12 protein-coding genes are annotated in these 12,077 nt (G+C 70.1%); 2 read left to right on the top strand and 10 right to left on the bottom strand.

Annotated features, from left to right (window positions below; translation table 11 throughout):
• Positions 1 to 258 precede the first annotated feature (258 nt).
• The 6 genes from ACK5KK_RS08065 to ACK5KK_RS08040 are packed head-to-tail and all read right to left on the bottom strand — an operon-like array spanning position 259 to position 6,184.
• Positions 259 to 789, bottom strand: a complete 531-nt coding sequence (locus ACK5KK_RS08065; protein WP_416889568.1) for a copper chaperone PCu(A)C — start codon at positions 787 to 789, stop codon at positions 259 to 261.
• Positions 786 to 1,400: a copper resistance CopC family protein gene (locus tag ACK5KK_RS08060; protein ID WP_416889567.1), complete on the bottom strand. Its 615-nt coding sequence runs from the start codon at positions 1,398 to 1,400 to the stop codon at positions 786 to 788. Before ACK5KK_RS08060 ends, ACK5KK_RS08065 begins: the two co-directional genes overlap by 4 nt.
• Positions 1,401 to 1,404: 4 nt before the next feature.
• Entirely contained in the window at positions 1,405 to 2,679 is a 1,275-nt protein-coding gene (locus ACK5KK_RS08055; protein ID WP_416889566.1) for a hypothetical protein, read from the bottom strand.
• Between the two features lie 6 nt (positions 2,680 to 2,685).
• Positions 2,686 to 4,218, bottom strand: coding sequence for a long-chain-fatty-acid--CoA ligase (locus tag ACK5KK_RS08050; RefSeq protein ID WP_416889565.1), 1,533 nt, complete (start codon positions 4,216 to 4,218; stop codon positions 2,686 to 2,688).
• The gene (locus ACK5KK_RS08045) at positions 4,215 to 5,219 is read right to left on the bottom strand and encodes an alpha/beta fold hydrolase (protein ID WP_416889564.1); all 1,005 of its coding nucleotides are present in this window, start codon (positions 5,217 to 5,219) and stop codon (positions 4,215 to 4,217) included. The genes ACK5KK_RS08050 and ACK5KK_RS08045 overlap by 4 nt, the downstream gene beginning before the upstream one ends.
• Positions 5,216 to 6,184, bottom strand: coding sequence for a beta-ketoacyl-ACP synthase III (locus ACK5KK_RS08040; RefSeq protein WP_416889563.1), 969 nt, complete (start codon positions 6,182 to 6,184; stop codon positions 5,216 to 5,218). The genes ACK5KK_RS08045 and ACK5KK_RS08040 overlap by 4 nt, the downstream gene beginning before the upstream one ends.
• Positions 6,185 to 6,259: 75 nt before the next feature.
• Between ACK5KK_RS08040 and ACK5KK_RS08035 the strand changes: the two genes are divergently transcribed.
• Positions 6,260 to 7,507, top strand: a complete 1,248-nt coding sequence (locus ACK5KK_RS08035; RefSeq protein ID WP_416889562.1) for a lipopolysaccharide biosynthesis protein — start codon at positions 6,260 to 6,262, stop codon at positions 7,505 to 7,507.
• Positions 7,504 to 8,643, top strand: a complete 1,140-nt coding sequence (locus ACK5KK_RS08030) for a glycosyltransferase (RefSeq protein ID WP_416889561.1) — start codon at positions 7,504 to 7,506, stop codon at positions 8,641 to 8,643. Before ACK5KK_RS08035 ends, ACK5KK_RS08030 begins: the two co-directional genes overlap by 4 nt.
• A 9-nt stretch (positions 8,644 to 8,652) precedes the next feature.
• On the opposite strand, the gene ACK5KK_RS08025 is transcribed toward ACK5KK_RS08030, so the two are convergent.
• The 4 genes from ACK5KK_RS08025 to ACK5KK_RS08010 form a co-directional block, all read right to left on the bottom strand.
• A complete protein-coding gene (locus ACK5KK_RS08025; protein WP_416889560.1) occupies positions 8,653 to 9,318 on the bottom strand; it encodes a glycoside hydrolase family 16 protein in 666 nt (221 codons plus the stop codon).
• Positions 9,319 to 9,431: 113 nt separating this feature from the next.
• Positions 9,432 to 10,421, bottom strand: a complete 990-nt coding sequence (locus tag ACK5KK_RS08020) for a glycosyltransferase family 2 protein (protein WP_416889559.1) — start codon at positions 10,419 to 10,421, stop codon at positions 9,432 to 9,434.
• Positions 10,418 to 11,035: a hypothetical protein gene (locus tag ACK5KK_RS08015; protein WP_416889558.1), complete on the bottom strand. Its 618-nt coding sequence runs from the start codon at positions 11,033 to 11,035 to the stop codon at positions 10,418 to 10,420. The genes ACK5KK_RS08020 and ACK5KK_RS08015 overlap by 4 nt, the downstream gene beginning before the upstream one ends.
• On the bottom strand, positions 11,032 to 12,066 hold the full coding sequence (locus tag ACK5KK_RS08010) for a serine hydrolase domain-containing protein (protein WP_416889557.1): 1,035 nt from the start codon (positions 12,064 to 12,066) through the stop codon (positions 11,032 to 11,034). Before ACK5KK_RS08010 ends, ACK5KK_RS08015 begins: the two co-directional genes overlap by 4 nt.
• Between the last annotated feature and the right edge of the window lie 11 nt (positions 12,067 to 12,077).

The following is a 12,077-nucleotide window of genomic DNA, read 5'->3' as shown; positions in this document are numbered from 1 at the left end:
ACGCCGCCGCGTGTCGCGCTCGTGCCGTACACCTGGCCAACGCGCTGTCCACACTCGGTCACCTCACCGGTGACGAGCGGATGCTGCTGCGCGCGGACCGCCTGACGCACAAGCGCTGGCGACGTGCATCGCGTCGGCTCCTACCTGCAGCCGTACGCACCGCCGTGCCCGCATGAGCGCGTTCGGTCGGTGCGCACTCCGCGCGACGAACGAGGGCCACGGATCGCGAGACCGCGGCACTGACGTTGTGAAGCCTACTCACTCATCGACATAGGTTTCGTTCGCGCCTGCGTAGTCCTTGGCCGGGGCGTCGAACTCGTACACCGATCCGTCCTCGAACTCCAAGGCGAACGAGATCGTCTCTCCCGCCTCAACAGGATCGACGATGTCCATCAGCATGAGGTGATTCGCGCCCGGCTCCAGGAGGTACTCAGAGTGAGCGGGCAAGACGAAGCCGCCATCCTTCTCACGCATGATCATCTGACCGTCTGCGTTCTCAACGGTCTCGTGCAATTCCATGATCGGCGAAGCGCCGCACGTCGACGCCACGATCCGTACATCCTCGTCACCGTCGTTGACGAGCACCCCGAATGCGGCAGACATGCCCGAGTCGGCAGCCTTTACCCACGCATCGCGGATGACCACGCTCGAAGCCTCCTCCATGGCCGCAGCGGATTCCGTGGTCGTCGGCGTGGTCGGGGCCGGCTGAGCGCACCCGGCGGTGCCGAGCGCCATCGTCGCAGCCAGCACAAGTGCGAGGGCATGCCTGCGGGATCGGGAAGCTTTCATCGTTCGATTCCTTTCTCAGCGGGTGCGCGGCGTCCGCCCATCAGGCGCACAGCAAGGAAGACCGCCAGGCCGGCGAGAGCGCCACCTCCGGCGACGAGGGCCGTTCGCAGTACCGCCCCATCCGCTTGATCGGCCGTCGCAGCAGTCGTCGTGGCAGCGGGCTGTTCGGCATCCGTCACCGGTTCCGCGCCCGATTCGGGCTCGGGGACAAGCGGCGCGTCAGAGACATCGCCGACCGAGAACAAGATGCTCTCGCTGATGGGGTGACCGTCGCTGGAGACAACCCGCCAGCGCACCTGGTAATTGCCGTCCGGCAACGTGCCCACGAGAGACTGAGAGACCTCGCTCCCCGAGATGGTCGGGTCACCGGCCTCGTAGGCCGTCCCGTCGGCACCGACCACCATCATCACGGCACCCACCGGCAACGGCTCAGCGGTGAAGCTGAGCACGATCTGCTCGGGAGAATCGTCGAGGTGTTCGTCTGCGACCGGATTCTGCCAGACCACCTGGTCATGAGCGGCGGCCGGTACCGGGGCGGCGGTGACGAGCGCGGCCACAGCCAGTGCCGTTCCCATAGCGAAGCGCCGTCGCGAGGGCGAGACGAGGGTCATGAGATTACTCTACATGCTGTAGTAGCTCGGTGGCGTGCGCCGCCCGCCGCCGCGCCCACATCCACACGCCGAGAACTCCGACAAGGAGCAGACTGACCACCGTGAGGGCCTGGAACGGGATGGCGACGGTCGGCGCGCCGCGGGAAGTCTGCATCCATGCCGGCTCGGGTTCCGTCGCCGGTTCCTGAGCGCCGTCACCGGTCGCGGGGAGGGGACGAATCACGCCGGGAACATCGGGTGTCGTGGAAACATCGGGTGTGGGCCGAGAGGGCGGTGCGGTCGCGATCGTCGGGGCGGTCGCGGCGAAGCTGACCTCCGCCTGCGCGGCACCGACCGCCGTCGCTGTTCCTGTGGCCTCCCCGCGCAGCTCTTCGCCCGGCAGGATCACTGCCCGCGGCAGCGCACGCAGCGGGGTCGTACACGAGAACAACGTCGTCACTGCGATGTCGAGGTCACCGATCAGTGCGGTCGTGCCGACATTCCGAACCCGGTAATCGACCGTGACAGCAGTCTCTCCCGCCGGCCAGGTCGACGCACCGCTCAACGACACGTCGGTTTCGACGTCGAGCTCAACAATGCGGTCATCACCGGAAACGCGCAGCAGCAGGGGCAGCACCTCCGCCACACCGGACTCCTGGTCGGTGACCGCAAGCCCGAGCGCGTAGTCACCCCCCGGCGTGCTCCCCGGAATGCTCACCACCAGGGGAACTTGGGCGACCGTACCGGGGGCGACCACGACGACCTCCCCGGCCCCACTCACCCAGACGCTGGGGTCGGTCACCGATTCACGCGCAGTGAACGCAAGGGTGCCGCCCGGCGCGCTCGCCGCGAGCGAACCCACCGTGACCGCGAGGGGGTGCGCCTCAGTGTTGTGAACCTCGACGCCGACCGCACTGCGCGCGCCCGAGTACACCTCCACGGTCGTGAAGGGGCCCAGCGCGCCGCCCGCGCCGGTAATCGCGACCGCCCACCCGGCGCGGAGACCGTCTGCCTCGTCGCCGTCGACGCCAACGCCATCGTCCGAACCCGCCTCGCCGTCCATCTCTTCGCCCGAACCCGCGTCGCCGTGCGGCACTCCCGGGTCCCCCTCCCCCATCTCCCACTCCACGCGCGGCATGTCCCGCGTGGGCAGCGAGGCGGGCAGGGGTGCGGACGCCGAGGCCTGGACCCAGGCGGGCGAAGAGGCGGACGCCGGGGCCTGCACCCATGCAGGTGCAGGCGGTGCCCCGCTCACCAACGCGACGGCCACCGCGGATGCCGCGGCAACACGGGACCGCACGCGCACTCAGTTCACCTGCCGGTCACGGCCCGCCCAGTGCTCACCGCGCAGCGCGCGACGCAGAATCTTGCCGCTGGGGTTGCGCGGCACGGCATCGACGAACTCGTACCGCGTGGGCCGCTTGAACGGCGCGAGCCGGTCCCGAAGGAAAAGCGCAAGGTCGCGAGTGCGTGGTGGCTCACCCTCGACGACGATGTACGCGAGCACCGCCTCCCCGGCGTCGTCGTCCGGGATGCCGATGACGGCAGCGTCGGCGACGCTCGGGTGCTCGGCCAGAGCGTTCTCCACTTCGGCCGGGAACACGTTCTCCCCCGCCACCAGGATCATGTCTTTCACACGGTCCTCGATGAACAGGTAGCCCTCGTCGTCCAGTCTTCCGGCATCGCCGGTGCGCACCCAGCCGTCGACGAGTGTCGCCGCCGTGGCATCGGGCATGCGCCAGTATTCGAGCATGGCGGCGGGAGTACGCAGCCACACTTCGCCGACCTGGCCGGTCGGCACCGAAGTGCCGTCCTCGTCGGTGACGCGCACCTCGACGCCGGGGTAGGGGCAACCGGCCGCGCGCAACCTCGTCGAGTGCGCTCCGTGCTGATCGGGGGGCAGGCAGATGGCTGTGTTGCCGGTCTCGGTGAGCCCGTAGATCTGTGCGAAGTCCGCCCCGAACCCTGCCCCGGCCCGCCGCAGCAGCGACTCGCTGATCGGGGCGCCTCCGTACACGACCTTACGCAGGGTCGCGAAATCGTTCGCACCGCCGGGCTGATCGAGGAGCTGTCGGAGCATGGCAGGCACGACGATCGCGGTCGTCACCTGGTGCTCGGCGATGGCCCGCCGGGCCACCGCGGCGTCGAAACCCGGCATGGTGAACACGGTCGCCCCCGCATGGAACGCCTGGGTGCCGTACCAGAGCCCGCCGACGTGGAAGCCGGGAATGCCGATCATCGCGATATCGCCGTCACGCCAATCGATCCAGTCCCGCCCGGCGTGTCCCAGCGCATCGCGAATCGCGAAGAAGCTGCGATGTCCGAGCACGACGCCCTTGGGGAGGCCCGTTGTTCCGCTCGTGTACAGCTGCGCAACCGGCGTATCCGGCGTCGCCGCGTGGTCGACATCCGGCATCCCGTCGTCGCGCCAGCGCGCGAACTCACGCCCGTCGAAGCATCGCTCGGCCCGACCGCTTCGTCCCGCGAGCCGGTGGTCACCGTCGACGAGCACAAGAGCAGCACCCGCATCGGCAACGATGTGCGCGACCTCGTCCGCCGCCAGGGCGGGGTTGATCGGGACGAGCACGGCGCCGACACGCGCGCACGCGAACAGCAGTTCCCAGTACGCGGGGGTTTCTCGCCCGAGACAGGCGATCCGGTCCCCCACCACAATGCCGTCGCGACGTAGCGCACCGGCCAACCGGGCGCTGCGATCGGCGAGTTCCCGATAGCTGAGGCGGTCGCCGTCGGGTGTCAGGGTCGCGGCCCGCCCGGAGCTGTGATCGGCGTGGAACGCGATCGTCTCGTTCAGGGTCGTCAGCTGGGGATGAAAGATCACGAGGCCTCCTCGGTACAGGGATCGACGCGATTCAGCAGCACACCCACGCGGGCGAGCACGGCGGGGTCGCTGAGCATCCCGAGGTGGGTTCCCGGAACACGCTCGATCTGGCGTGGATCGGCCAGCCCCGCCAGCCAGCGACGTTCCTGGTCGGCATTCTCGTCGGTGATCAGGACGGTGGCGCTCAGAGGAAGCGCGGCGGGACGGAGGCGGTTTTGCGCCCGGATACCCCGCTCCCAGAACACCGCCTGCTGGGTGGGAGGGTCGAACCTCACCAGGCCAGCCAGGGCCACTCTTGCGTGTGTGCGCAGCCGTTCGCGCACGGGGGGCGGCGCAGTCGGTGCGGCCCGGTAGTCGGCGACGGATGCCGTGTCGATGTCTTTCAGGACGGTATCCAACAGCAGGACGTGCTCGACGCGAGCGCCGCGGGCGACCAGTAAGCGCGCGACCGCAACCGCGATGTGCCCACCGAAGGAGTGGCCGACCAGCAGGTACGGGCCCGCAGGCTGCTCCCGCAACAGCGCGCGAAGGTGTCGGCGCGCGTGACCGGCCGTGGACCATGCCGGCAGCGCGCGGGACTCGAACCCGTGCGCCTGATAAGCGATGATGGCATGTTCGGCGCCGATGGTCGCGGCAAGACCCAGGAAGCTCACGCTGCCGGCCCCCGCGCCAGCGAAGCAGTGCACGGGACGGGCCTTACCGCCCGGGTCGGTCACACGGCGGTGGGCCGGGAGCCGCTTGCCGAATCGGCGGCGCTGCGCGGCCTGGACCCGGGAGGCGATCTCGGCCAGTGTCGGTGTTCCCACGAGCACCTCGGCACCGAGGTCGATCGCAAGGCGCCGACGCACGATCGCGAGCACACGCTCGGCGGCCAGCGACGTCCCCCCGAGGTCGGCGAACCGATCATCCCGGCCGATCGGCTCAATTCCGAGCACCTCACTCCATGCCTGCACCAAGACCTGTTCCAGGGGCGTGCGCGCAGCGGAGACCTCGGCGCTCATGCGGCACTCGCGGCCCGGAGCTGAACGACCTGACCCGAATAGGAGAAGCCACCGCCGAACCCGAGTAGCAGCACCGGACCGGCGGCGATCTCGCCTCGTTCGACGAGCCGAGAAAGCGCCAGCGGAATGGTCGCGGCCGACGCGTTGCCGAGAACAGCCACCTCGCGAGCGGTGCGTTCGTGGGGGATCCCGAGTTGATCGGCCACCGCGGTGATGATGCGCAGGTTCGCCTGATGCGGGACGAACCCCACCAGGTCCGCCGCGGTCGTGCCCGCCCGTTCCAGTGCCGCACGCGCGACATGCTGGGCTCGGGTGATCGCCCAGCGGAACACCGACGGACCCTGCTGCCGGAAGCGGTGATCGGGCGCGGAGATCGTGATGAGGTCGGCCAGAGCGGGGTCGGATCCCCACACCACCGGGGCGATGCCGGGCCGGTCGGTGGCCGAGACGACGACGGCGCCGGCACCGTCTGCCATCAGGATCGCCGTGGTCCGGTCGGACCAGTCCAGCACATCGCTCATGGCGTCGGCGCCGACGACGAGCGCGTGGCCGGCAGCACCACACGTGATCGCATGATCGGCCACGGCCAAGGCGTGCGAGAAGCCGGCACACGCGGCGTTGAGATCGAACACGGCGGGGGCGCTGACCCCCAGCGCTGCCCCGAGCCGAGCCGCGAGGGAGGGGCAACGGTCGGGTGCGGTCATCGTGGCGACCACGATCAGATCGATCTGCGCCGCCGTCAGTTCGGCGCGCCGCAGGGCCCGGGATGCCGCGGTGATCGCGAGGTCGAGCAGCACCTCGCCGTCGAGGATGCGGCGTTCGGCGATGCCGGTGCGTGCCACGATCCAGGTGTCATCGGTGTCGAGTTTCGCCTCCAGTTCCGCATTGGTCACGATCCGATGCGGCAGGGCGTGACCCAGGCCGCTGATGGCCGAGCCGCGGCGCGCAGGGGAAAGAGTCGACACGGGATAACTCTACAACGAGTAGTATCAACGGGTGCCCGTCTCCGCCTCTTGCCGCGTGAGGGTGAGGCGACCCCGGTGACGACATCGGCGCGTCGCGTCGCCTCGGACTCGGTGGTGCTGGTCGTCGGGAACGCGAGCACCGCAGCGCTCGGGCTGGTGTTCTGGATCGTGGCGACGGCGCTGTACCCGGTCGAGGCGGTCGGCCGTGCCACGACCGCTGTGACGACCGGCACCGTTCTCGCTTCGGTCGCCAACCTCAGTTTCGGGCCGTTGCTGGAGCGGTTCCTGCCGGCATCCGGTCGCGCCCGACCCCGCGTCGTGTGGAGCACGCTCGGGGTGTCGGCACTGTCGGCGGCGATGTGGGGCGGCGGATATGCGGCGCTGCTGCCGGGCACGGCGCTGTTCGCCTCTGCCGCCGAGCGGATCGGTTTCGCCCTGGCGGTCGTGGTGCTGGCCGCATTCGCGATCCTCGATTCCGCGTTGATCGGGCTGCAGCGGGCACGGTGGGTGTTCGCGAAGAACGTCGCGCACGCCGTGGCGAAGCTGCTGGCGGTGACGGCGCTGGCCGGATCGGGCGGCGGCTCGGCGATCGTCGGCGGCTGGATCGTGACCACCGCCGTCGCCGTCGCCGCTGTCGAGATGGGGCTGTGGGCGACGCGCACACGGTGGGCGGCGCCTGCCGATCCGCCCGCGCTCCCGCCGACCCGGGAACTGGCTCAGTACGGTCTGGTGTCGTTGGGCTGGATGCTGGCGCAGGCACTCCCCGGTATCGCGATCCCGACGATCGTGATCCTGCGCACCGGCGTCGAGACGGCCGCCTATTACAACATCGCCTGGACGATCGTGACGGCGTCGTTGATGATGACCGCGATGGCGACGGGCCCGTTCATCGCGGCTGCGTCACGCCCCGACGCCGAGGTGCGGACGCTCTTGCGGCCGTTTGTGATCGTGCTCATCGGGGTGAGTGTCCTGCGCGGTGTCGGCGTGGGGCTACTGGGACCGGTTGCGCTACACCTGTACGGCCCCGACTACGCGGCCGGTGGCGGCATGCTGCTGATGCTGATGGGACTCGCCCACGCGATCTCGGGGGTCGGGCTGCTCTACGGCGCGCTGGCCAGGGTGGCCAGGCGGATCGTGTACCCGATGGCGGTGCAACTGCTCTCATCGGTGTTGGTGATCGTCCTGGTGTGGGCGTGGATCGACGCGGTCGGGATCACGGCGGTCGGATGGGCCTACCTCGTTCACGACATCGTCGTGCTGGTGGCCGCCGTCCCCCCACTGATCGTGCTGCTGCGCCGGGTGCGCGCGACGGGGCGGCTGTGACCGCGGTGGGCGGCACCGGGTGGCACCGGGTGACGGTGTGGCGGCTGGAGTCCCTGCCCGGGTCGGAGACGTTCATCCGCAACCAGGTCGACGCCATGACCCGGTGGCAGCCGACGCTGCTCGGGTCGGTACGGGTGGCCTCGGCGGTCGCCCGCGTCACCGACCCGGTCGTGTTCGACCGGTCGCTGCGAGACCGGATCGCACTGTTGATGGCGGCGGTCACGGGACGGGCGCGTCGAGTACGCGCCGCGGTCGCGGCGACGGATCCCGACCTCGTCCACGCGCACTTCGCGAAGGATGCCGGGATGATCCGCCGCGCCGCCCGCCGCCTGCGAGTTCCCGTGGTGGTCACGGTGCACGGGTACGACGTCACCGCACTGGTTGCCGCGCGCGGACTCCGGGGCACGTGGGCACGTCACCGCATCCGCGCCGTGTTGCGCGATGCCGACCGCGTGATCGCGGTGTCAGAGTTCATCCGAGACCGCGCGATCGCGCTCGGGGCACCTCCGGGCAGAGTCGTCGTCGCTCCGATCGGCGTGCCGACCCGCGACGCGACCGCATCGACCCCGCGGACGGTCGATGTCGTGTTCCTGGGCCGGTTGGTCCCGAAGAAGGGCGTGGTGGACGCGCTCCGGGCCGTCGCCGCGGTGCCGGGTGGACAGTCGTTGCGGTGCGAGGTGATCGGAGACGGTCCACTGCGCGCCGCCGCGGAGCGTGAGGCGGCGCGGCTCGGCCTCGACGTGCGGTTCCGCGGCATGCTGCCGCCGTCGGCGGTGGCCGACGCGTTGGGACGGGCCCGCGTCCTGCTCGCGCCGTCGCAGCGGGCCGCCGACGGCGACGCGGCGGGGTTCGGAATGGTGTTCCTCGAAGCAGCCCTCGCGGGGGTACCTGCCGTCGCGTACCGGCACGGCGGTGTCCCGGAGGCCGTGGTGGACACCGTGACGGGCCTGCTCGCCCCCGAAGCCGACGTGACGGCGTTGGCCGACGCTCTGCACCGAGTGCTGTCCGACGAGCAGTTCCGCGCCCGACTGGGTGCCGCTGCTCGTCATCGCGTCATCACGGAGTTCGATATCGGCATCCGCACCCGGGCGTTGGAGCGGATCTACGACGACGTGCTGGCCGCACGGGGGCCGTGAAGGCCCGGTTCAGCCGGGGTACGCGCGCACCCGCACCCAGTCCACCCAGACGAACTGGGTCGGTGTCGCGCCGGACGGCAACTCGCGGGCCAGGCGCGTCTCGGTCTGCAGCGCGAGGAACATCGGTTCATGCGGCACGGCCTGACCCGTCACCGCCCCGTACTCGACGCCGTTGCGGAAGAAGCGCACGGCATCGGGGGTCCATTCAACCGCGACAGTGGTCCACTGCGTGAAGTCCCCCTCCACGCGGAACCCGCGCTGCTGCCGCCGCCCGTCGTCGTCGCGCCAATGGATGAACGCGCTCGAGTTCGTCCTGGCCCGGGAGTAGCCCTCGGCGATGTCGATCTCGGGGGGCCAGTTCTCCGACTGCGGCCAGAGCAGGAAGTGGTAGCTGAGCACCCTGCTCGCCGGTGCTCGGAATCGGATCTCCCACCGCCCGTAGGTCTGCGGTGTGCGCCATCGCGAGACCGCGCCGGTGCGCCACAGGTTGGCGTGGGACTTCGAGGGCGCCCCCGCCAGAACGAGGGCTCCGTGGCTGAGCCACACCATGCTCGGATCCCACCAGGTGCGCGGATCGGAACCGGGCCGCCCGGTGTACGGCGACCAGCCCGCTCCGAGGGTGGACCGGTTGAAGTTGTCGACGAAAACGACCGGCCAGTGCGCTCCCTCACCCACCGAGACCGATACTGGCACCGCCGGGGGCACGGCAGCGCTCGGAGGAGCACAGCCGATGATCGCTGCCGCGAGGGTCAACGCGCAGATTGCCCGTAGAGGTTGAACTCGCACGTTCACGATGGTACCGCCACGGCCCGGCGGCGTGGGGCGGTGACCCGACGAGCCAGGCGATAGACCGTTGGGTAGCGCGATCCGGCCAGTCGGATGACGGCAGCATGCACCGCGACGGAGGGCTGCCACAGCGCGAGTCGCAGGATTCCGGCCGCGCTCAGACGTCGCGCCAGCGCACGGTGCCGGGCCCGGTCTGCTGGCCATCGACGGTGAACGGGTGTCGCGATCGCCGGAACGAGATGGAACCAGATCCGGAAGGCGTCGTCCGCCGACGTTCCACTCCCGAGCCGGTGAATCGCCTCGTCGCAGCACAGCGCCACATTGTCCAGTTGCATCGCGGATCCGGTGCTGATCGAGCCGGATCGTTCCAGGTAGCGGTACTTCATGTCGGGGATGAGGCGCACTCGGCGCGCCCGATCAATGATGTCCAGCAGCATCAGGAAGTCGTCCTGCGAGGTGAGCGGCGTGCGGCTCAGGGGCGGGATCATTCCGCGGCGGATGAGCTTGTTCCACAGGTGTCCGCGCAGGGTACCGCGCACCACGAGCGCGGCGATATCTCGGCCGTGCACCGTGCGCGCACGCGCGACGCCTTCCATCCGCCACCTCCGGCCGTCGGACTCGACACGTTCGGCGCGGCAGGCGACCAGGTCAGCGTCGGTCGCCTTCGCCTGCGCGAACATGGTCGCGACAATGTCATCGTCCCAGTCGTCGTCGATGTCGCAGAACCAGATGTAGTCGCCGCGTGCCGCCGACACACCGTCCATGCGCGCGATGGTCGACCCGCCGGGCCCGTCCCGGCGGATACGTCGCGCGCGCGGCTCGCGCGCGCAGAACTCCTCGACCAAGCCACCCCCTTCGTCAGTGGAGGCGTCGTCGACGAGCACGATCTCGACCGGACCGACCAGCCGCGCCAGCCGGTCGAGGGATGCCGGAAGGTCGGCTTCGGCATTGCGAAACGGAACGACCACGGTCACTAAGAGCGTCTCGGTCATCGCATCTCCTCCGCCCTCAACACGACGCACAACAGTCCCTCCCGTATCCACCAGCGTCCGCGCGCGGTGGCCGCGCCCGCAACCCGCACACGACCCGCCCGCGGTGCGACCGCCACGGCGTCCACTCGTGATTCGCGCGGACGCCAGGCACCGGCGGCATCCTGTGCTTTGTACGCACTCTCTTTCGCGGTGTGCAACATCGCCCAGACGCACGGGTCGTCCGGGGCCCGCCCCAGCGCGTGCGCGAGTGTGTTCAGCTCGCCGGGCGCACACAGCGCGAGGGCCACGTCGGCGCGAACGGCACCGACCGGCTCGATATCGATTCCCCACCGGGCCGGAGCCGCATCGACGATGACAGCAACCGTCCCGGAACTGTGTGAAATGCTCCCCGTGGCGCCATTCGGCCACCGAGGTGCGCCGGACGCGGTCCAGCCGATGCCTTCTGGCGGTGACACGCCGATCCGTGCCAGGCTGCGACGGGCCAGTACCCGCCCGGCACAGAATTCCCTGCGTCGGGCGGGAGTCATGTCGGCGGCGAGCGCACGCTCCATTCCGACCGGACCGCCGGCGACGTCCGCGATCCGTTCGACGGCAAGCAGGGCGCGGCCGGTCATCGGCCCGTCTCCAGGAGAGCCCACACGACGTCATCGAGCTCATTCGCCGTGTCGGAGAGCGCGACCACGGCGCGTCCATCCGTCAGATCCATCCCGATCAGTGCAGTGAACCCGCCCACCTGGCCCGTCTTCCACGCCCGGTCCCCGGACACCGACAGGTTCCACCCGAGACCCATGCCGACATCGATCGGCTCGAACACGTTGGGGCGTCCGGGCGCCGCGCCTTGCACCTCCAGCATTCGCTCGGCGTACCGACAGAGGTCGGCCGCCGTGGAGTACCCGCCGCCGGCCGGAGCGTACGCTCCGAGTCTCCATCGGGGCGCCGCGCGACCGCTCGCTTGGAATCCGTGTCGTGTGTTGACGTCGTCGTGTGCGGTCAAGCCCGAATCGGACATGCCGACCGCGTCGAACACACGGCGCTGCAACAGTTCCGGGTAAGGTCTGCCCCCGGCGGCCGCGAGCGCGTGCCCCAGCAGCGCGTAACCGATATTGGAGTACCGATGCTCGCCGCGGGTCGCTAGAACGTCTTCGCGCGCCCGGTCCAGCAGGTCGTCGAGATCGAGGTCATGCATCGTTGCGCCCAGGACGTCCTCTACCCACCACCGGGTCACCGTGTCGTCGCGGGCGTCGTCACCCCACTCGCCGAGCCCGCCGGTGTGCCCCGCCAGCTCTCGCAGCGTGACGTCGGCGGCGGGTGTGCCGTCGAGGTCGAGATATGCACCGACCGGATCTTCCAGCCCCACCTCGCCACGGGAGACGGCGTCGGCAAGCAGCGCACCGGTGAACGTCTTGGTGATCGACCCGACCTCGTACCGGGTGTTCTCGTCGGCACCGAATCCGGCCGTCGTGAAATCACCGTCCTGCAGCACACAGAGCGAGACGCGGTGACGAGTGCCGCCCAGGTGCGGTGCCGCGTCAGCGGCGAGCATCGCGTCACCGGTCTGCTGCGGCGCGAGCGACGGCGGCGACCCGCCGACGATGGCGCCGACGACCGCGATGAGGGTCACTGCGGCGATCGACACGGTCGCCATGATTCGACCGC

The organism is Microbacterium sp., assembly GCF_047972865.1.
GTDB lineage: Bacteria > Actinomycetota > Actinomycetes > Actinomycetales > Microbacteriaceae > Microbacterium.
Note: the sequence above shows the minus strand (reverse complement) of the source record. Positions and strands in the feature narration are given on the sequence as shown.